This is a genomic window from Planctobacterium sp. AWM4_229 (assembly GCF_056160305.1).
On record NZ_JBSWWX010000003.1, the window covers coordinates 396,809 to 417,901 of the forward strand.

The 21,093-nt window shown below is 46.4% G+C and carries 22 protein-coding genes; all 22 read left to right on the forward strand.

Annotation, left to right across the window (positions count from 1 at the left end; genetic code table 11):
• Nucleotides 1-22 precede the first annotated feature (22 nt).
• The 22 genes from ACXAGP_RS08260 (at nucleotide 23) to ACXAGP_RS08365 (ending at nucleotide 21,086) form a co-directional block, all read left to right on the forward strand.
• On the forward strand, nucleotides 23-847 hold the full coding sequence (locus ACXAGP_RS08260; protein ID WP_475260703.1) for an OmpH family outer membrane protein: 825 nt from the start codon (nucleotides 23-25) through the stop codon (nucleotides 845-847).
• A gap of 345 nt (nucleotides 848-1,192) precedes the next feature.
• Nucleotides 1,193-2,407 carry a RelA/SpoT domain-containing protein gene (locus ACXAGP_RS08265; protein WP_475260704.1) on the forward strand — a complete coding sequence of 405 codons (1,215 nt, stop codon included), beginning with the start codon at nucleotides 1,193-1,195 and terminating at the stop codon, nucleotides 2,405-2,407.
• 239 nt (nucleotides 2,408-2,646) lie between these two features.
• Nucleotides 2,647-3,045, forward strand: coding sequence for a M15 family metallopeptidase (locus ACXAGP_RS08270; RefSeq protein ID WP_475260706.1), 399 nt, complete (start codon nucleotides 2,647-2,649; stop codon nucleotides 3,043-3,045).
• The gene (locus ACXAGP_RS08275) at nucleotides 3,038-3,343 is read left to right on the forward strand and encodes a phage holin family protein (protein ID WP_475260708.1); all 306 of its coding nucleotides are present in this window, start codon (nucleotides 3,038-3,040) and stop codon (nucleotides 3,341-3,343) included. The genes ACXAGP_RS08270 and ACXAGP_RS08275 overlap by 8 nt, the downstream gene beginning before the upstream one ends.
• Nucleotides 3,340-3,597, forward strand: a complete 258-nt coding sequence (locus tag ACXAGP_RS08280; protein WP_475260710.1) for a hypothetical protein — start codon at nucleotides 3,340-3,342, stop codon at nucleotides 3,595-3,597. The genes ACXAGP_RS08275 and ACXAGP_RS08280 overlap by 4 nt, the downstream gene beginning before the upstream one ends.
• 5 nt (nucleotides 3,598-3,602) lie before the next feature.
• Nucleotides 3,603-4,163 carry a hypothetical protein gene (locus ACXAGP_RS08285; RefSeq protein WP_475260712.1) on the forward strand — a complete coding sequence of 187 codons (561 nt, stop codon included), beginning with the start codon at nucleotides 3,603-3,605 and terminating at the stop codon, nucleotides 4,161-4,163.
• A 325-nt stretch (nucleotides 4,164-4,488) separates the two neighbouring features.
• Entirely contained in the window at nucleotides 4,489-4,668 is a 180-nt protein-coding gene (locus ACXAGP_RS08290; RefSeq protein WP_475260713.1) for a hypothetical protein, read from the forward strand.
• On the forward strand, nucleotides 4,646-5,194 hold the full coding sequence (locus ACXAGP_RS08295; protein ID WP_475260715.1) for a terminase small subunit: 549 nt from the start codon (nucleotides 4,646-4,648) through the stop codon (nucleotides 5,192-5,194). The genes ACXAGP_RS08290 and ACXAGP_RS08295 overlap by 23 nt, the downstream gene beginning before the upstream one ends.
• Entirely contained in the window at nucleotides 5,181-6,629 is a 1,449-nt protein-coding gene (locus tag ACXAGP_RS08300) for a hypothetical protein (RefSeq protein ID WP_475260716.1), read from the forward strand. The genes ACXAGP_RS08295 and ACXAGP_RS08300 overlap by 14 nt, the downstream gene beginning before the upstream one ends.
• Nucleotides 6,629-8,773: a portal protein gene (locus ACXAGP_RS08305; RefSeq protein ID WP_475260717.1), complete on the forward strand. Its 2,145-nt coding sequence runs from the start codon at nucleotides 6,629-6,631 to the stop codon at nucleotides 8,771-8,773. The genes ACXAGP_RS08300 and ACXAGP_RS08305 overlap by 1 nt, the downstream gene beginning before the upstream one ends.
• Nucleotides 8,773-8,979 carry a hypothetical protein gene (locus ACXAGP_RS08310; RefSeq protein ID WP_475260719.1) on the forward strand — a complete coding sequence of 69 codons (207 nt, stop codon included), beginning with the start codon at nucleotides 8,773-8,775 and terminating at the stop codon, nucleotides 8,977-8,979. Before ACXAGP_RS08305 ends, ACXAGP_RS08310 begins: the two co-directional genes overlap by 1 nt.
• 28 nt (nucleotides 8,980-9,007) lie before the next feature.
• Complete coding sequence (locus tag ACXAGP_RS08315; protein WP_475260720.1) at nucleotides 9,008-9,874, forward strand: hypothetical protein; 867 nt, start codon at nucleotides 9,008-9,010, stop codon at nucleotides 9,872-9,874.
• Between the two features lie 155 nt (nucleotides 9,875-10,029).
• The gene (locus tag ACXAGP_RS08320; RefSeq protein ID WP_475260721.1) at nucleotides 10,030-11,019 is read left to right on the forward strand and encodes a N4-gp56 family major capsid protein; all 990 of its coding nucleotides are present in this window, start codon (nucleotides 10,030-10,032) and stop codon (nucleotides 11,017-11,019) included.
• A gap of 45 nt (nucleotides 11,020-11,064) precedes the next feature.
• Nucleotides 11,065-11,466, forward strand: coding sequence for a hypothetical protein (locus ACXAGP_RS08325; protein ID WP_475260722.1), 402 nt, complete (start codon nucleotides 11,065-11,067; stop codon nucleotides 11,464-11,466).
• Complete coding sequence (locus tag ACXAGP_RS08330) at nucleotides 11,466-12,119, forward strand: phage adaptor protein (RefSeq protein WP_475260724.1); 654 nt, start codon at nucleotides 11,466-11,468, stop codon at nucleotides 12,117-12,119. Before ACXAGP_RS08325 ends, ACXAGP_RS08330 begins: the two co-directional genes overlap by 1 nt.
• Nucleotides 12,119-13,720 (forward strand): hypothetical protein, encoded by a 1,602-nt coding sequence (locus tag ACXAGP_RS08335; protein WP_475260725.1) that lies wholly within the window; start codon nucleotides 12,119-12,121, stop codon nucleotides 13,718-13,720. Before ACXAGP_RS08330 ends, ACXAGP_RS08335 begins: the two co-directional genes overlap by 1 nt.
• Complete coding sequence (locus ACXAGP_RS08340) at nucleotides 13,720-15,984, forward strand: hypothetical protein (RefSeq protein WP_475260726.1); 2,265 nt, start codon at nucleotides 13,720-13,722, stop codon at nucleotides 15,982-15,984. The genes ACXAGP_RS08335 and ACXAGP_RS08340 overlap by 1 nt, the downstream gene beginning before the upstream one ends.
• Nucleotides 15,985-15,987: 3 nt before the next feature.
• Nucleotides 15,988-17,313 carry a hypothetical protein gene (locus tag ACXAGP_RS08345; RefSeq protein ID WP_475260727.1) on the forward strand — a complete coding sequence of 442 codons (1,326 nt, stop codon included), beginning with the start codon at nucleotides 15,988-15,990 and terminating at the stop codon, nucleotides 17,311-17,313.
• Nucleotides 17,306-17,494 carry a hypothetical protein gene (locus ACXAGP_RS08350; RefSeq protein WP_475260729.1) on the forward strand — a complete coding sequence of 63 codons (189 nt, stop codon included), beginning with the start codon at nucleotides 17,306-17,308 and terminating at the stop codon, nucleotides 17,492-17,494. The genes ACXAGP_RS08345 and ACXAGP_RS08350 overlap by 8 nt, the downstream gene beginning before the upstream one ends.
• An 11-nt stretch (nucleotides 17,495-17,505) precedes the next feature.
• Nucleotides 17,506-19,698 (forward strand): hypothetical protein, encoded by a 2,193-nt coding sequence (locus tag ACXAGP_RS08355; RefSeq protein ID WP_475260731.1) that lies wholly within the window; start codon nucleotides 17,506-17,508, stop codon nucleotides 19,696-19,698.
• Nucleotides 19,698-20,165 (forward strand): GNAT family N-acetyltransferase, encoded by a 468-nt coding sequence (locus ACXAGP_RS08360; protein ID WP_475260732.1) that lies wholly within the window; start codon nucleotides 19,698-19,700, stop codon nucleotides 20,163-20,165. Before ACXAGP_RS08355 ends, ACXAGP_RS08360 begins: the two co-directional genes overlap by 1 nt.
• A 24-nt stretch (nucleotides 20,166-20,189) precedes the next feature.
• The gene (locus ACXAGP_RS08365; protein ID WP_475260733.1) at nucleotides 20,190-21,086 is read left to right on the forward strand and encodes a hypothetical protein; all 897 of its coding nucleotides are present in this window, start codon (nucleotides 20,190-20,192) and stop codon (nucleotides 21,084-21,086) included.
• The last annotated feature ends 7 nt before the right edge of the window (nucleotides 21,087-21,093 follow it).

The following is a 21,093-nucleotide window of genomic DNA, read 5'->3' on the forward strand; positions in this document are numbered from 1 at the left end:
AGCAGCAGTTAAGGGGTAGGGTATGATCAGAACAACAAACGTAAAAATTGCAATTGCACAGGCTACTGATACCGGGTGGCTGAATAGCTCCCCGTTATCTGACTACGTGAGTTCTCGCGCCAGAGATAAGAATAAAGCCACTAAGCCAAAGCAGACCGCTGTTCAATCAATTACCGAAGCACAAGCACGGATAAATCAAATCAACAAAGAAGCCGCTGAGCGTGAAGCGCTGCGACAAAAGAAACTGGCCGAACTGGACAAGGAGGAACGAGAGGCTATCGAGCTATCCGAAAAGCAAATCGCTGAGAACGAAAAGAAGCGTCGGCAGTTAAAAGAAAGCCAGATACATGCTACCAACCACCGCAGCCGTAAAAGCTCCGATGCGCGTCATCTGCACGCCCTAGATGTGGCAAAAATTCTGGATGCTATTGATTCACTGCCCGAGATACAAAGAGTCTGGCTGTATTACGCTTTCGCCAATCCAGATCTTAACTGGCTGAGCAAGCGAGATATTGAAAACTTTATAGCTAGCATCCATTCTAAATATTGTTACGTACTAGTTAGTAGCGGCAACATTCCAAGTGAAAAAGTTTTTGCAGGGGTGTACCGGGCTTTGCCAATGTTAATTGATAATTGTAGATCCAAGTATATCTCAGGAAGAGAAAAGTGGAGCGGTGCCGAAATCGTCACGGAGTGTGCACTTAGAACAAGGAATTTCAATAGAGACTACGGCAAACATATAGAAGTGATTGATTCAATTCTTCATGATGTTCATACAGCAGCTTCACTAAGGATTTTGCCACAGTTACCGGGCAATAAATCTGAAATGAAACAAATTGAAAAATAGCAAAACAGGCATAAATGTTGCTGTAGGTATATAATTAGGTAATAGTGACTCAATTTTAACCGCAATATTATGAGGGGGAGTGCATGAACAGGTTTAGGCAAGATTGTTCTGAAGCGCCTGAAGGTGCAACTCACTATAATGAGAATTACGCTTTCCCATTTGAAAAATGGGCAAACGGGGAAAGGTATGTTTTTTTGATGGGGCATTGGGACCGATTAAAAAAAGAGCGGGCAGGAACAAAAAAGATAACTCGAAATATGACAGGTGTTGATTCGCATTAATTTAGCTTTCGATGAAGTAAAAAACAGCCGCGCTTGAAAATTAGAAAGTGTTAAGGAAGACAAATTGAACAAAGAAGTAAATCAAACTAATCAAGTGATAAAAACCTACTCAGGTGAAAGAGTACAAAAAGCGGGCAAAGAACTTCGAAATTTGGAAAATTTGAATGCCGATGAATTTGAAGAAACTTTAAATGTCCTTTCTTATTGGCGCTCAATACACGAAGAGCCCCTTAATCAAGCCTTAGGCATCCTCCAAGACGTCACCAGAGAATTTGATAAGCATGCTTTATTTGCGAAAAGAATGAAGCGTGTTGACTCTATATATTTCAAATTGATGCGTTTTGAGACTATGGGGTTGCATAAGATGCAGGATATTGGCGGGTGCCGAGCGGTCGTTAAGAACAAGGCGGTCCTTTACAGGGTGTTGAATAAGCTCAAGCAAAGAGGTGAGTTCCAAATTAAAAGTGGGGGAGTTAAAATAAATGATTACATTACGGAGCCGAAAAACGATGGCTACAGAAGTGTTCATATCATTGGTAAGTTCCCAGATGCGCATGGAAAGTTAAGATTCATCGAGGTGCAGATTAGGACTCCAGTGCAGCATTATTGGGCAACCTCAGTCGAGATAGTCGATTTATTTACTAGGCAGTCGATTAAAACTAACCAGGGAGATAAAACCTGGACCGAATTTTTCAGGGTGATTGGAGATCACTTTTCAGTGATGGATGAAATTGCACTGTTTCCGACGTTGTTGCGGGAAAAGCAGTCAAAAGTTTACTTAAAACAGCTTATTAAAATGCACGGTGAAAAATTGTTAGATATCAGCACAGACGAATACAGGAGTCTTAGAAGATGCTATCAGTTGAGCGAAGAGCTAGAAGTTGTAACATTGATGGCGGGATTTGCATCGTCCTTGCAGTGGGTTGAAGAAGAGCATAGCAAGTCGGAAAAAGACGGATATGCATTAATAGTCATTAATATAAAGTCTGGCGAAATGACTATGACTATCTTTCCTCAAGAGGATCACGAGAACGCTGAAGCAGCTTATATTGAAGAGGAAAAGAACGCTTCGAAGAACGAAGTTGTTGTGGCGATGGTGGCTACGCCTAATGTTGGAGGATTAAAAGCTGCCTACCCAAACTTTTTCGCAGATTCAACGCACTTTTTAGAACAGTTGATGCATATCAAAACGGCTTTTTTGTTTTTTAGAACGGCCATACACAAACAATTGAATCCAAAAGAAATGCTTAAAAGATACAATCCAAAAAATATCAATTAGTATCGAAGTTTTTTAATTGATAATAGTTGAACAATATTATCTTTGGGGATAAAATAACCCTAAATATGTATTGTACCAGAAAGCCCTCTAGAGATAGCAGGGCTTTTTTTGTTGCCCGAAATAGACCTGCTCTGCTACCCACAAGAACAGCACCCTGCAGCGGGTCACTCAATAACAAAAAAACTATTTCCTTGTGACTTCAAGCCCCTTCATTGGGGCTTTTTTATTTCCGGAATCCCATGAAATTTAAACTATCCGCTACCAGCAAAAAGAGATTGGCAGGTGTGGATAGCGATTGCGTGCGCGTAATTCAAAGGGCTCTTGAAATAACCAAGGTAGATTTTGGCATTCCTGCATCTGGCGGCTTAAGAACGGTAGAGCAGCAACAAGCCCTGTATCGAGCGGGTAAGTCTCAATTAGATGGCGTTCGCCGCAAATCAAGACACCAATCAGGCGAGGCTTTTGACGTATTTGCATACGTGGACGGCAACGCAAGTTGGGCTGAGGATGATTTATTGCAAGTCGCTACTGCCATCCTGGCCGCAGCGAGTGAATTAGGCGTGCCGTTAGAGTGGGGTGGTCACTGGCGCAACTTCGTAGATATGCCGCATTTCCAGAAAAAGAGAATCAATGACTAGTCTGACATCTGAAAAAACCGCAGCAGCTTCCTATGTTGCAAGTGGTGGAAACGTTGCCTACGGCGCCGCTACTGCTCAAGAGATAGGTGTATATGTCGGTATAGGCATAGCTCTTCTGACCTACCTTACAACTCTGTATTTCAACAAAAAGAAAGAGCGTAGAGAGGCTGAATTCCAAAAGGAGCAGTTGGAAATGCAGCGCCGAAGAGACGAGCGCGAGCAGCAAATGCACGAAAAGCTCATGTCACAAGAATCATTCGACACGACAACGATAACCGAACTTGGAGAAACAGAATGAAAATTGCAAATGCAAAAGGCTTTATCACTTTGATGATTCTCGCTATTGCACTATCTGGCTGCGCCATGGTTCAGGAAAAATACGAGGCAATCAAAGCCAAGGTGGACGAGTACTGCGAACAAACACCTGACGAGCGAATTGCTCAACGCCTGGTAGCAACCGGCGCACTGAAAAAACTAGGTATTCACGATAGTGATGATTTAATCGATTACTGCGAAGAGCGAAAAGCCGTTCACTCACTAATCGGGGATTAACTCAGATGAAAACCGCTGTACTGGCCCACGGGTTTAATGTCCGTGACGGAGGAAAGGCAACCGTAGACAAGTTAAAGGGCTGTCTTTCTGGTTTGGAATTCCTTGAAGCTGATTACGGCTGGTTTGGTCCAATTTCTGTTCTACTGTATAACGACAACATTGCTCGCCTGGTTAAGGGCATGACACCCAAAGGCGTTGTCGGCATCGGTCATTCAAATGGTTGTGCGCTATTAGTAAAAGCCGCTCAGTATGGCGCACAGTTCGATACATTGATTCTGATTAATCCAGCATTAAGAACAGATGCTCAATTTCCCGATTCAATCAAGAAAGTCATCGTATTCCACAATAAGGGCGATATGGCTGTAAAAGCAGCCAAATGGTTTAACCGGATAATCCCCGGTAAAGAGTTTCTATGGGGAGAGATGGGCAACACTGGTTACCAGGGTAATGATACCAGGGTGACGAACATTAATACCTCATCATGGGCTCTCGGTCACAGTGCGGTATTTAAAAAAGAAACCATCTACCAATTGAGCCATATCATTAACAGCCGATTGCCTGGGTAAACATTTCAGTTTATCACATCTGAAAATAGCGCAACTGTTTAGTAAGCATAAAACCCCTTACTCAAAAAAAGGGGTTTATTTTTAAAATGAAAATTTGTGTGAACAATAGAGTATTCGCGGCTTGCGGATACCCGATGAAAAGAAAATAGAGCTTAATGCACCATAGGTGGTGCAACATAACAGCGACTTGCTTGCGCATTTCAAAATGTGTGTAAGATAAGTATCCGTAAACGAAAGTTGCGGATGCCAAGATTCTACTTTTACGGGTAATAACCCGCATAAAGAAAAATTAGTATCCGCTTGAACTAACTAAAGGCGGGTACTTATGGAATCACTTTCAGAAATTATCAAAACGACGATTGAGTTAACAGGCGTGTTTGGCGCAGTGGCAATTTTGCTATCTCTCGCGATGGTCTTTATTGCTATGCATCTCCCACAAAGCATTTCAGAAACAACAAAACTAGTTAAGGTTTTAAAAAAGAATGACCCAGACGCTGACAGCTAAACAATCCGCATTCGTTGAGGAGTACCTGATAGATCTGAATGCTAAGCAGGCTGCAATCAGGGTTGGTTATAGCGAGAAAACAGCAGAGCAGCAAGCTTCAAGATTGTTAAGCAATGTTAAGGTTCAAAATGCCATCTCAAAAGCCAAAGTTAAACGCTCAGAGCGCACACAGATTGACGCAGACTATGTATTAAAGCGTCACAAAGAAATAGACGAATTGGACGTGTTGGACATTTTCACTGAAAACATGACTGCAATTCGTCCAATCAGTGAATGGCCCAAAGCATGGCGTACATCGATAAGTGGCATTGATGTATCAGAGTTATTTGAATATCAGGACGGCACCAAAGAACTGTCCGGTTTACTGAAGAAAATCAAAATGCCCGACAAAATCCGAAATCTTGAGTTGCTAGGCAAACATGTGGATGTTGGCGCTTATAAAGAACAAATGCGGATGGAGGGCGAGGTAGACATGCTTTCTCCGTTACTTGCTGCAAGAAAACGATTAGAAAATGCAGGCAATTGAAAACCCGGAACAAGAGCTGGTAAATGATATTGCTCAGTTCTACGCGGATCCGCTTGGATACGTGTTATACGCATTCCCATGGGGAGAGAAAGGCGGTCCGTTAGAAAATGAATCGGGTCCCGATGACTGGCAACGTGAGCAACTGCAACGTGTAGGTGATGCTATCAAGGCTAACCCCGATGCGAATATTCAGGAGGCGATTGCTTCAGGCCACGGCATAGGAAAGTCAGCCGAAACCAGCTGGGTCATACTCTGGGCAATGAGCACAAGGCCGCATCTGGCCGGATGGGTTACAGCCAACACACAATCACAGCTCAAGTCCAAAACATGGCGTGAGCTAAGCGTGTGGCACAAGAGAGCCATTAACTCACATTGGTTTGAGTGGACAGCAACGCGATTTTTCCACGTTGAACATCAAACCACCTGGGGTTTAGATGCAATTCCATGGTCAGAACATAACTCTGAAGCCTTTGCGGGACTACATGCTGAGCACGTCCTGATGATCATGGACGAGGCCAGCGCCGTTGCAGATGTAATCTGGGAAGTGTCAGAGGGGGCAATGACCACCCCTCGGGCAATGTGGTTTGTTTACGGTAACCCCACGCGAAACACCGGGCGATTCCGTGAGTGTTTCCGCAAGTACCGTCACCGTTGGTCAGGCAGGAAGATTGATTCACGTACCTGCAAAATGACTAACAAAGGCAAGTTGAAAGAGTGGGAAGAAGATCACGGCGCTGATTCTGACTTTTTCCGTGTACGTGTACGTGGTGAGTTTCCCAACTCAGATGTAAATCAGTTGATTGATACCGGTGCAATAGAGCGAGCTTCAGAAAACAAAGAGCTTGCTATTGGCGATCTGATAGTCGGTGTTGACTGTGCGCGATTCGGTGATGATGAGATATCTATCATTCGCCGCCGAAATAGAGTGGCATACAAGCTCAAGACATGGCAAAAGCTTTCCACAATGGAGCTTGCCGGGATTGTCGTCAACATCATCAAAAACGAAAACCCCGCTCAGGTGGCAATAGATATTGGTGGTGTGGGCGCTGGAACCTACGACCGCCTGGTTGAATTAGGGTATGGCGATATTGTCGTAGCTGTGAATTTTGGTGCTACCGCAAATGACCCTGAGAAGTATTTCAACAAACGCTCCGAAATGTGGGGCGAGATCAAAGACTGGCTGGAAGACGAGAAATTGCCTGTGTCAATGGTCAATGACGACCAGTTAAAAACCGACCTTGAAACACCGCAATACCACTACGACTCCAAAGGGCGCATTGTCCTGGAGAAGAAAGAGGATATGAAAAAACGTGTCGGGAGAAGCCCGGACCGTGGTGATTCTCTGGCGTTAACTTTCGCCGAGCCAGTTAAGAAAAAGAAAAAGCCATTACTTGTTGATGACTCTGCCATCGCCGACACTGACGTAGGATATTAATGAACACATTACCCCCGCAACTGGCTGAAAACCTGTCTGGTTTCGCTGGCAAACTCTCACGTCTGGCGCAGGAGCAATCCAATGCGCGTTCTGATGTGGAATCTCGCTGGCTGGAAGATATGCGCCAGTACCATGGCAAGTACTCCAGTGCTGAGCAATCCCGGCTGGATAACAAAGAAAGCGGGTCAAAAATCTTTGTCAACATCACTCGCAACAAGACTAAGGCTGCTGAGGCGCGGGTTCAGGACATGTTATTCCCAACGGATGACAGAAGCTGGGCGATTAAACCAACTCCTGTACCCGAAGTCGATCCAAACTCTGTGGAAGCACAGGGGCGAGACGCTGAGGCTATTCGCCATTATCAGGAGCTGATTGCTAAAAAACGCTCCGAAAAAATGCAGGAGCAGATTGACGACCAACTAAAAGAGTCAAAGTATCAGGCGCAGGCCCGAGACGCCATACACGATATGGTGATGTTAGGTCCCGGCATTTTGAAAGGCCCGGTCATTGTCGGACGCAGCAAGAAGCGCTGGCAACAAACAGATGCAGGTTATGTGCTTGGTGTTGAGGAGTCACTGGCTCCCGCAGTTAACCGTGTTAATCCATGGAATTTCTTTCCTGACATGTCTGCCAGCTGTCTTGAGGATTGCGAATTTATCTTTGAGCGCCATTTATTCACGAAAAAGCAGTTGCGTGATTTTGCAAAACTTCCCGGTGTACTGCAAGACGGTGTGCGAGAAATCATCGCAGGCGGTTATGACGGTGCGGACAAGATAGCAAAGAACAATATTCAGGATATACGCGCTATCACAGGCGTGAATAACTTCGACACTCAAAATAAAGGTTTTGAAGTCTGGGAATATCACGGCCCTATCAGTAAGAGCGATTACATTGACGCCATGATGGGCGCTGGTGAAGAGCCTGGGCAGGAAGATATTGACGAGCTAAACGATGAAATAGAAGCCGTTGTGTTCTTCTCTGGCAATACCATTCTTAAAGTTGCCATTAATCCATTAGATACTGAAGAGCGTCCCTATAGTGTCGTGAACTGGGAAGAGGACGAGGTATGTATATTCGGGTTCGGTGTGCCTTATCTGATGCGTAACGCTCAGAAAATCATTAATGCATCATGGCGCATGATGATAGATAACGGCGGTCAGGCGGTTAGTGACCAGGTGGTTATCAATCAGGATAAAATCACCCCTGCAGATGGGAAATACACACTGGGCGGTAAAAAGCTCTGGTATCTCAATGATGCGAACACTCCCATTAACAATGTGTTCGCCACATTCGAAACCCGAAATCATCAGGCCGAATACGCCAATATTTTCCAACTGGCGCGTCAACATGCCGATGAAGAAACCAATATGCCACTCATTGCCCAGGGCGAGCAGGCGGCGCATGTAACAAGAACATCCAGCGGTATGGCGCTGTTAATGAACTCCTCTAACATCGTACTAAGAACAGCAATCAAAAATTGGGATGATGACATTACCAGTCCGCTGATCACCCGTTTCTATGACTGGAACATGCAATTCAACGAGGATAACGCCATTAAAGGCGATTATAGCGTGGACGCACGGGGTTCCTCTGCGCTCCTTGTCAGAGAGAAACAGCAAGAAAACCTGATGGTTCTGGCGAACCTCTCTGCATCGAATCCAGAGCTATCCATTCGTAGAGACTGGCAGGGGCTGGACAAGGAGATGGCGAAATCGCTTGAAGTTCCGTATGACAATATCACGCTCTCCGATGAAGAAATCGAGCAGAAGCGCCAGCAGATGGCCGCATCTGAACAGCCCCCTCAAGAACCGATGCTTGAATTCAGAAAGCAGGAATTGCAGTTGAAGCAGCAGGAGCTTGGACACAAGGCCAAAGTGGACGAGATAAACATTCAGCTGAAGTCAGCAAACGATGAACGAATGTTTATGCTCGAACAAGATAAAGCCATAAATGCCAAAGAGTTGAAACTGGCTGAGCTAAGCCAGAAAGGCGAGATTGAAAACAATAAGATTGCAACTAAGCTGCAAGCTGAACTGGCGAAAGATAAAACTACCAGGGAAACCGCTGCCGCCAATCTTAATCAGCGTCAAGCGCAACTGACATTGCAGGCGCAAAATCTCGTCAAAGGATTCGATACATTCTGATGATTGATACCAATAGCGATACATGGGCAGATATTAAAGCTGAGCTTGAGAAAAAAAGAGACGAGGCACTGTCAAAGCTTCTCAAATCCCGTGAAAACGATGACATGCACCGTGGCACCATCGCCCTTGCTGACCACATCCTAAAACTGCCTGAATCGCAGCGCAACCAGCCCGACATTCAGGTAACCGATAACTACATAGACTAAGCCGCCATTCAGGCCGCTGGAGAAACCTATGCCACAAGATGAGAATGCAGTTGATTCTGTAGAAGAAGATCTGCCCGCAGATAATAGCGAGCAAACGTTTGATGATGCTTTTGCTGAGTTTAACGGGGATAAACCTGAAGAGGTTAGCGAATCAGAATCTGATGACTCAGAAGAGCCAGAGGAAACTGCTGAAGAGGAGCAGGAAACAGAGCAGGCCAGCGAGTATGATGAATCAGCGGACGATGTTGAGAATAATACTGTTGATGACCAGGATGACTGGAAACACAAATATCATTCTAACCAAGGTCGTCTTTCTGCTGCCACTCGGGAAAATGAAGAGCTAAAGCGTAAGCTAAAAGAACTGCAGGAAAGCCCCCAAAAGCCTGAAATCAAAAATGAGAAGTTTCAGCAGATGCAGCAGGACTACCCCGATATAGCCGCAGCAATGCTGGAAATGATGGGTAATCTTGAGGGTACTAACCAGAATCGCTATGAAGAATTATCCCAAAAGCTGAACCCCTTACAGAGTACTGTCACCGATATAGAAGTTAACAGTCAACTTACACAATTGGCGAAAGCGCACCCGGATTACCAGAAGGTGTCACAGTCTCAGGAGTTTGGAGAGTGGATGGGACAACAGCACCCCTCTGTTCAGCAATTGGGCGGGTCGATGAATGCTTATGACAATATTTATCTGCTGGACCTGTACAAGAAAGGTCTGCAGCCTGAGTCCGCCAGCGCAGATACGCAAACGCTTGAACTGCAAAACAAAAGGCAAAAGCAGCTTCAAAGTGCGCAGACGTTAAATTCTAAAACCAGAAGCAAAGGTAACAACAACCCTGGCGCCGATGATTTTGACGCAGCCTGGGAACACTACACAAAAGACGAAAAATAGCCGCGTCAAGCCGCTTTTATAGTCAATATCTAACACCGAAACTGTCAGACGATACCGTGTCAGAAGGGCCGCCGCAGCCGCCTGAAATGGCATTCCATCCTCTGTAATTGGTTATCAGGTGCCATCACACTTTTTAATTAATTCACGGAGTTATTATGACTACCACTACTTATAGCGGTGTTTCACCGCGCACCAACGCATGGGCGGTTAAAAACCACCTGGACCACGCTGAGCCGATTATTGTGCTTGGCAAATACGGCATGACAAAAACCATGCCTAAAAACAAAACGAACACACTAAAGTTCAGACGGCCTGTTCCATTGCCGCTGGCAAAAACCGCGTTGACTGAAGGTGTTCCACCCACTGCTTTAGCGATGCAGTATGAAGATGTCACGGTCACTTTGCAGCAGCTCGGAAGTTACATCAAAATTACGGATGTAGTGAATGACATGGCAGAAGATCCGGTTTTGGCCGATGCCACCGAACTAAACGGTGAGCAAGCCGCTGAAACCACTGAGTCACTGCTTTGGGATACCGTGTCTGGCGGCTCAAATGTGTTCTACGCGAACGGGACAACCCGCGCGGGAGTTAACACTAAAATCTCGCTTGCTAAGCAGCGAGCCATTACCCGTCATCTGAAGAACGAGCGCGCTAAAAAGATGACAAAGAAAGTCGCTTCAACAGCCAATTATGGGACTGAACCGATTGATGCCGCTTTCCTGGGATTCTCACACACCAATATGGAAGCGGATATTCGAGACATGCCGGGATTTGTGCCAGTTGAAAAATACGGCTCAATGAAGGCATTACCTTATGAAATCGGTAAGGTAGAAGATGTGCGGTATATCTGCTCGCCCGTATTTGCACCAGTACTCGACGCAGGGGCGACGCCAACGGGTGTACTGTCTGATTCCGGTACTTCTGCAGATATCTATCCAGTGGTCTATGTTGCTAAGGATTCATTCGGTCACACCGTAATGAAAGGAAAAGAGTCAGTGCAGGTAATGGTAACGCAACCCGGTGTCGCGTCCAAATCAGACCCGTTAGGTCAGAACGGAACTGTAGGCTGGAAATGTTACTGGCAGGGCATGATCCTGAACGAGGCTTGGTTGTGCCGCCTCGAATGCGCAGCGTCAGAGCTGTAATTTAATAAACAGGGGCGAAAGCCCCTTTTCTTTTGGAGTAAACACATGAGTGAATCGCAAGTTAATGAACTGGAAGGAATGGACATTGACCAGTTAAAGCAACAGGCAGACGCTTTGGAGATTGACTATCGCAGTAATATTGGAAGACCTGCGCTACTAACCAAAATCAAGCACAAGATGGGGTTTGATCAAGGAAATACTGAAGAAGTTGCATCATCCGGTGATACTGACATGGTAAGCGTCATTGTTGGCATGGACGAAAATGACAAACAACCTGCTTATGCAGGATTGAATGGCAAAAGCTACAGAGCTGTCAGAGGCCAAAAAGTAACAGTGCCTCGTGCTGTAGTGGAGATATGGCAACGCGCCACGCGCCCCTCTGCTGTTACGGATAAGGAAGGGACAAGAGTTGTACAAGTTCCTAAGTATTCAATTCAGTTTTTCTAATGAACTACCTTGAATTGTGCCAGAAAGTCCGTGAAGAGGCGGGCGTTTCTGGCCGGGGGCCAACATCAGTTACAGACCAAGCTGGGATACTAGGGCGCATTGTGTCCTGGGTGAATCAGTCTGATCTGGAAATTCAAAACGAACCTGATCGGTGGTCGTTCTTATGGTCCCACGTTAGCAGTAGCTTTGTTTCGGGTAAGCAAAGTTATCTCCCGGCTGATTTGGGAATGAACTCCATTGCAAACCATCGTAATTTCGAATCTGTCATTGTTGGCGGGGAACAAATTGAAATCATTCCATGGCAAGCGTTTTACCAATACACACATGGTACGCAGCCTTTACAGGCTCATGGGGTGGATTATCTCTCTGTCGATCCGGCAAGAAATGTTCAGGTATACCCAACACCATCTCAAGCAGTGTCAGTAAATATCACGTATTACCGCCAGCCTGTGCCAATGGCGAGCAATACTGATGTGTCACCTATCCCGGTCGAACATCATTGGGTGATAGTCTGGAAAGCCATCATGCATTACGCAATCAACGAGGAAGATAATGCGTTATGGCAAAAGGCAAGTATTGAATACGCGCGTTGCTTCAAAAATCTGGCTCGTGATTGCTTGCCTCAGTTTCAGTTTGAAGGGAGCGCGTTTTAGTGGCTAACCAGCAAACCGTTCCGATTATATTCAGTGGTGGATTAAACCTTGCTGCCAGTGTACTTGAGTTAAATCCCGGCGAATGTATCCAACTTTTCAACTACGAAGTAAACACCCTCAGTCGCTACCAGCGAATATTGGGTTATGAACGCAGAGATGGTCAACCCGCACCAAGCGAAGTCGATCAAACACTATTGCCAGGCTATCCATTCCCAGATGATGAATCGCGCAACTTAGCCATAAAGACTGAAAGAGAAGCACGACGAGCCCTGATAACAGCATTGCCTGGTTCTGGTCCGGTACTTGGTGTTGTTATCTATCAGGGCGTGGTTTATGGCTTTCGAAACAATGCAGATTCAACCGCTTGCAATATGTATCGTTCAACCGTTACTGGTTGGGAGCAGGTTGCTACACCGGCGCTTGCGCCAGATGGTCGTTTTGAATTTCGCATTGCTAACTTTGGCGCCTCATCTTCGACAATAAAGCTCTATGGCGTTGACGGTCAAAATCCGCTATTCGAGTTTGATGGCACAACGTTTAACCAGATAACCGGACCAATCACAGGCAAGCACCCGACACATCTTGAAGTCCTTTCTTCCCAGGTGATGGTTAATGCCTATGAAGGCGGTACGTTTGTGTTCAGTAGTGTTGGCGATCCAGCTGATTTTAGTATCGGTGGTGGTGAGATAGGCGTAGGTGATGAAATCACGGCGCTTGACTTGCAGGCTAACAATGCAATGGCAGTGTTCTGTCGTAACCGTACTTACATTCTCTACGGCACGTCCAAGCAAGACTTCCAATTGCAGGATTTGTCCAAAACGACAGGCGCTACAGAATGGGCTGTGCAGTCTCTTGGGGACTCAATCTACCTTGATGATAGGGGGTTAACCAGGCTTAACCGCGTCCAGCAGTTTGGTAACTTTGACTCTGCAACAATCAGCCAGAAAGTAGAGCCCTTATTGCAGCGATATATCAGGCGCGTAACAGCCAGCTTTGTCATAAAGGAAAAGAACCAATTCCGTCTATGTTTTGATGATGGCACCGGCCTAATTGTTACGTTCTTTGGGGCAGAGGTTTCCGGTTTCTCGACCTTCGATTATGGCAAGGTGATCCGCTGCGCCTGGTCTGGTGAAGATGAAAATGGCCATGAAGTTGTCTTGTTTGGCAGTGATGATGGTTTTATCTATCAGGCTGAAAAAGGCTTCAGTTTTGATGGTGGAACGATCCCCCATGCTTGCAGGCCCGCCTACAACAATCTGGGGAATTCAGAAGTTAAAAAACGCTTCAGAAAAGTCGTATTGGAAATTGATGCACTGGATCAAGCGCAGCTATTTGTGATCCCAGAGTTCGATTATTCCGATCCGGACCAGCCTTACCACGCAGGTTTCGAGTTTACTGCAACAGGTGGTGGCGGATTTTGGGACCAGGCGGTATTTGATGTAACTGTCTGGAGCGCAGCACAAACCTATACCGCTGACATCTACATTGATGGGGTAGCCCGCAATATGAGTCCGGTGATCTCCGGTGACGCGGAAGAAGAACCCCCTCACATACTTAATTCCTTGATTGTTCATTTCTCTGTTAAGGGCAGGCGTCGATAATGTCTAATTCATTCTTTAACCATTCAGAACCTGTTGCTGCTGGCTCAACCATCCGCGCAGCAAAATACAACAGCGACTTTCAGGGAATTGAGACTGGCTTTGAAAATGTAGAATATTCGCTGGGTTATTGCATCAAGTTTCCCGCTTCTTTTACGGGTGAGAGCGCCATCCCGGAAAAAACGCTCACCAACAGCATGATTTACATTAACGTTGATGGAGACGTTGATGTTTATTCGATGGATGACTTTGACCAGAAGGTTCTGGATGTTGCTAACAATGCGCAGGCGGCACAGGATTCCGCGACTGACGCGCAAGATCAGGCCGTTCTATCGAACTCGTACAAGCAACAATCACAGCAATATGCCATTGCAGCTGGCGAGTCTGAAACAAATGCCGGGACAAGTGAGCAAAACGCGGCTCAAAGCGCACAGGACTCGCTTACTTATTCCCAAAACTCATACAACTCAAGTGTCGTGTCAGGTCAGGCTCGGGATGAGTCCATTACTGCCAAAGATGCGAGCGAAGCAGCCATGCTGGCCGCGATGCAAAGCGAAACGTTAACTGCTATTGATGCCGCAAGCACTGCAGAAGACAGGCAAGTCATAGAGTTGTTATACGATGAGTTAGGTGATCAGTACCTTGGCCCCAAAGATGAGGATCCGACCACGGATAATGATGGCGACCCTCTTCAGATAGGCGCGAACTACTGGCACATTACCCTGAAACAACGCCGCTTCTGGAACGGGGTGGCATTTGAATCGCCGGAAGCTACCGCTAGCCAGGCTGCTACAGCCGCGGTCAATGCGGCTCAGAGTGTCGCTATTGCAGAAGTGGAGGTAGAAAACGACAGGCAACAGGCGGAGACGGCGGCATTGACAAGTGGTAATCATGCTACAGACTCTGAAAACGCTCGACTGGCATCAGAGTCTGCCCGAAACGAATCAGTTGCAGCCAAGGACTATATTGAAGGCATTGATATTGATGCAAAAGTCACCCTGGCACAAGATGGAGCGGTCCGAGCACAGAACTCTGCCAATGATTCCTATTCAGAAAGATTACTATCAGAACAAGCCAGACAGGCGTCTGTGGACGCGCAGGAATTGAGTGAAACCGCCAGAGATGAAACGGTTACAATAGAAACCGCAGTGGCAAATCACGCTGCTCAAGTGGCGCTACATAGAACAGCGATAGAGGATTTCTTTAACCAGTATGGGGATAGATATCTTGGTGCAAAAAGTGCGGACCCAACGCTGGATAATGACAGTAATCCACTTCAGACTGGTATGGTTTACTACAATGATGTCGCCGATGAGTCGCGGGTCTGGAATGGTATTAGTTGGGAGTTACCGGATACAGCGGCAAGTACAGCAGCCAGTAATGCGTTACTGAGTGAACAAAATACGGCGCAGCATGAGCTAGATACCATTAACGCTAAAGAAGCGGCTGAGAGTGCCAGAGATGCTTCTCTCGATGCTCAAACAGCCACAGAAGATGTCAGGGATGAAGTTTTACAAACACAATCACTTGTTTCTGGACTCGCTTCACAAGTTGCATTTGATAAGCAAGCAGTTGATAACATATTTAATCAGTATCTGGACTTACATCTTGGGGCATTTACTGAGGATCCCGTTTTAAATAATGAAGGTGGGGCGCTAGTCTCCGGAAACTCATATTGGAATACGAACTACAATCAACTCAGGTTTTATAATGGCAGTGTCTGGGACAAGCCAGATGTCATTGCAACGCAGGCAGCTAACGATGCGGCATACAGTCAGGCTCAGTCAGCAAATCATGCAACCGCTTCTGAGGGTTTTTATCAGGCAGCTGAGTTAGCAAAAAATGCGGCTATTGTCGCACAAGAGGCCACAGAGGATGCGGCCACTCAGGTGGCAGAAGATAAGGCTCTAACTGAAAACTACAAGAATCAGACGATCGCCGCCTTATCTTCGGTTAGCGTCTCTACTATCACTCACACCAATCAGCCCGGTGGCACGGCTACCCGAACTGCACAAGAAGAACATTATGTTCATTCCAACGGTGTCGATGTAGCCTGGCAAATTGACAATAGCACCTTTTCAATCGGTGACAGGCAGATATTTTCAAACAGTGGCGATCAGCTCATCACGATCACGACATCAACCGGCAATATCTACCTCAATCAATCCAACTTCGACACTTCCGTTAGCTTTTCCCTGAAACTCCTTTTGGTTCTGGAGAAATCCGCAAACGATAGATGGGACGCGTTTTTAATTAAGGCGGCATAAAACATGACAGTAAACCTTAACGAACTTATTACCGATGCGACCAAGCAAGATTTAACGGACGCAGAAACGGCAATTCTTGATGAAATAGTACGGACCTCATCTGGCAGTTTATATCAACTGCTTCATAGCGCGTTGAGCTCTGTTATTTACAGCCGGGCTACACCCGAAAATATCACTGATGCTAAGACAAGCATTAATGGTAATGTGAGTGCAGAAGCTGAATCGACTCGCAATGAAATCATCAGAACAACCACCGGGAGCCTGTATGCTTTGCTGGTTGCCGCTATTACGGATGCCATAAATCAAATTACGGGAAACACTAATAGTAAGTCCAGTGATTTGACCAACCATGTGGACACTAAAACGGCAGAGGTAATAGCCGAGATACTGAAAACAGGCACGGGTAGCGCCCATAATCTACTGGTTGATGCGCTTTCTCCTTTAATCACGGCAAGAGCAACTCCGGCAAATGTGACAAATGCGCAAACTGCCATAGTCAATTCTGTTACATCAGAGGGGAGTGCTACGCGAGATGAAATCACCAGGACAACCACTGGTAGTTTATTCAATCTGCTTGAAGTTGTTGTCAATGATGCTAAAGACATTTTGAATGTATCTATCGGTAGTGAAAGCTCCAATATTCAAGATGCAATAACTGCTGCTAGAAACGTCCTTGAAGGTGTCGACAACAGGACGTTGACAGAGCTTTATGATTTAGTCGTTAGTCGCGCAACCCCTGCCCAAATCACAGCAGCGAAAACCGAAATTGAAACTGCCATCACAACTGCCCGTGAAGTGCTGGAGGGTACCAGCAACCGGGACTTAACAGATGTTTACGATCTGGTAAATGGTCGCGCAACCCCTGCCCAAATCACAGCAGCGCAGAACAACATTAACGGGCATACCGATACTGAGCGGGCAGTAATTATCAATGCAGTCAATGATGCTCGAGATGCGGTCAACGGTGAAATGATCCGGACAACTGCCGGTAGTCTTTTCGCGTTACTAAGCGCTGAAATAACCTCTGCAAGGGACTACATTCACAACAATCGGGAATTTACTGTCAGTAAGCCAATTCAGCGAGGCAGGCTGGTCACAACAATAGCGCAAAACGGTACGCGTGATCTGACTATTTCGGCAGTGGATATGAACAATGCAAAGCTGAATGTGCATTTAGGAGCGTATGCCGGCACAGCCTATTCATCCGATTTGAGCAATTGGATCACGTATGAACTGATTGACAGTACAACAGTCCGATTTTTCAACACGCATGGCGCATTTGACACAGTGCAATTAAGAGCATCTTGGGAGGTAGACGAAAATGTCTGAACGTTTTTACTATGCAGATTTACAACCAAATGAAAATGGTGTTTTGGTTGTTGAGGGGGAATCTCAGTTGGCCGGTGAGGTTGATGCGCCGAATATGGTCCGGGTTTCTGCCGATCTGTATGGCTCACTTATCGGTAAGCATTATGTGGATGGTCAATTTGTTGATGCACCTCAAGAGTAAGCGGAGTGAATATGAACATAACCACCACCAATCAAACATTTAACCCAAACGGTAAAAAGCCCAAGACACCACAAATCAGTCCCGGTTCAAGCGTAGAAAACCGCATTAGTGGATTAATGGATCCCAATCGGGATATCAACAAGCGTTTGAAGGTTCAGGCAATGAACTCCTCAGCACAAAGAGGGCTTCAATCATCGTCAATCGCCCAGGAAGGGGCGATGAACGCCATGTTTAATCATGCTATGCCAATCGCTCAACAAGACGCTGCACAATCATTCCAAATGGACCTGGATAATAAGCAACACAAAGACAAGGTTGGATTGATGAATCTGGAATCGTCAAACCGAATGAAAGAAAACAAGTTCAGCACGGATCAGAGTTTACGACTACAAGATGACTCACAAGCTTTTGAATCTGGGGAAAGAAAGCTAGATCGTGACCTGCAGACGTCTTTACAAAATAACCAGCAAAACTTTCAGGCCAGCCAAAACCAATTAGACCGAAATCAACAAACCACCTTACAAGATGATCAGCAAGCATTCGCCGGAAGCGAGTCCGCGAAAGACAGAGATTTTCAATCAACTCTGGAATCATCGCGACAAAAGCATGATTTAAATATGCTGGACTTAAGTACTGCGGGGCAACTGCAACTTCAAAACGATCAGCAAGCTTTCCAAGGGGAGCAAGCACAAAAAGACAGAGTGTTCGCTAAAGAACTGGAAGACCTGAAATTCAAACAATCTCTTGGGTTGTTGGATGCTGAAGGCCAGCAAAGATTAAGAGAGCTGGAAGCTCAAACTAATAGCTCTCTTCGTCTCCAAAACGATGCCCAAACACACCAGTCCAGTGAGTCGGCTTTAGACCGGCAATCACAAGAACGACAAGCAGAGCTGGATCGGGATCTGACCAAAGAGCTTGAAAACCTTCGTTATGCCAACTCTTTAGGGCTTATTGACGCGGAAGGCAAGCAGCGTCTTCAGGAGTTGGAAAGTCAGCAGCAATTTACAGCAGGGCAAAGTGCACTTGACCGCAAGCAGCAAACCGATATCCAGAAAAGAGATATTGCCGCTCAGAAAGAACTGGAAGACTTACGTGCTCAAAATCAGTCAGGCTTGTTAAGTCAGGAAGGAAAGCAACGCCTTCAGGAGTTGGAAAGCCAGCAGGAATTTTCTGCGGATCAAAGCGCACTTGACCGCACACAACAAACGAACCTTCAAAAAAGAGACATTGCCGCCCAGAAGGAGCTGGAAGACCTGCGCGCCCAAAATCAATCAGGTTTATTAAGCCAGGAAGGCAAGCAGCGTCTTCAGGAGTTGGAAAGTCAGCAGCAGTTCGCCGCAAATCAGCAGGAAGATGATCAGCAATTCAGAACTGAGTTTCAGGGGCAACAAGCCGAACTGGAAAAGCAGATGGAAATGTTGCGAGCGGAGAATCAACAAGGCTTATTAAGCCAAGAGGGAAGTCAAAGGCTTCAAGAGTTAGAGAAACAGCATCAACAGAACTCTGCACAAATTGAACGTAACGCGGTGATACAAAAAGACCGTGACGAACTCATTCAGGCGCTTGAAGAAAAAAATATCAACACTCAGTTTGCCAATCGCTTTCAGGAGATTGAAAAGCAAACGCTTGGCCAGATTGCCATTAATAACTCGACCAATGACTTTCAGGCCCAAATGGAGTACCGCAATAGTGTAAGCAATGCAGTATCGAACGCTATAGCTGCATTGGGTAATGCCATGGCAAACCCGGAGATGGATTCTGCCACATTTGGTAGTTATCAGCGACAAATGCAGCAATTTCTGACTCAGGAAATCAATAACTTTAATACTATTTACGGCTTTGATGTGGATGTGCCGGATGCGAACGTTAACCCCGGCAACACCGGGGCAGAAACGGGGACGACTACCGGAACAACTGCGCCGGGAGGTTCAGGCTCTGGCGGGGGGTATGGTGGAAGTTATCCCGGTAATCCTGGTACCGGCACAACGACTACACCGAGAAACGGTAATAGTAATGTCAGCGGCTTGATGTCTTGGGCTCCTGGTAAAGTCGCAACAAAAGATACACCTGTATTAGGTGGTCAATGGACGATTAAGGCAGGCGAAACGATGGCGGATTTCGAAAAAAGAATGAATTCTTCAGGTAAGGGGATCAATCCAGATGTATTCGCTGAGATGTTCGCCAAAGCAGGAGCGTTTAACTAATGGGAGTTCGCCTGGCAAAATTCGAAGATGTGAATGAGGCGCTTGAGATAGGGCGAGAAACATTGTCCCGCAGCACTTACGGCTCAACCCTAGATGATGCTGAAGCAAAAAAAGTCATGAGAAAGTTTATCAATGATAAACGGTGCATGATGTTGGTAGCGCTGCACAACGGGAAAATCGTGGGTTTCTTCATGGCCATGATTGATGCTCAGTGGTTTAGCAAGGATCTTTATGCTACCGATGTGTGCTTTTGCCTTGATCCTAAACATGGTAATTACGCTCCGCCCATGATCAAACGATTTGTGAAATGGGCTCGCGCGAATGAAAGGGTGAAGGATATTATGCTGGGCATATCGTCTGGTCTGGATAAGGATGAGCGAACAGGACGAATGTATCAAAACCTCGGATTTAGCAAAGTCGGGGGTATTTACTCCCTGCTACAAGACAACTCAGAAGCCCGCAATTAGCGGGCTTTTTTATTGGAGAAGACTATGAGTGGCATAGTGAAAAGCGTCAAAAAAGTATTCAAGAAAATCACCAAACCAATTAAGAAAGTTTTTAAAGCCGTGGGCAAAGGGCTTAAGAAAGTGATGAAGTCCAAATTGTTTAAAGGATTGCTAATTGGTGCCGCGGTGTTTTTTGGTGGTGCCGGCATTGCCTCAATGGCATCGGGAGGGAGCTTTGCAACCGGGGTGGGGTCAGCCTGGGGGACGTTATCTTCCGCCGGGAGTAGCTTACTATCTGGGAACTTAGGCACTGCAGCTTCAACATTTGGAAATGTCTGGAGTACTGCGGGCGCTGCAGGTGCTGCACAAGCTTCCGGGGCCATCGCTGGCGGTTTGAGCGCTGGCGCGTCATTTGCTGGTGTCGGTGGCTCCGCTTCTACGGCGGTTTCTTCTACCTTGGGTGCTACGCAGGCGGGGTATACCGGGCAGGCTATGCAAAACTTTGTCGCTACAAATGCTGGTGCTGCAACCCCCGCAATAAGTGCTGGTGCCAGTACTGGCACTATGGCGAGCATTGCCCCTAATGCCGGAGATGCATTACTGGCCTCGCACGGTGGTGGTTTAATGGGAGGAGCTGGTGCAGCAGCTAAAGCGGGCGCAGCAGCCGCGCCTGCCATGTCCACCGGAAAGGCAATGCTCTATGGTGCTGCAATTAATGCTGGTACCCAAATGATAGGCGGGTACATGTCAGCCAAAGCTCAGGAAGAAGCCGAAGAAGAGGCCCTGGAGCGAAGACGTCAAAACATGAGTGACCGACAGGTAAACTTTACCACAGACAATCTTGGTTTGATGAATCCCGCTCGCTCTCCCATTAACTCAGGGAACAGTCGTTTAAGACAGTTTATGGATTATCAATACACCCCTCCTATTGGCAACGCTTAAGGTTTAG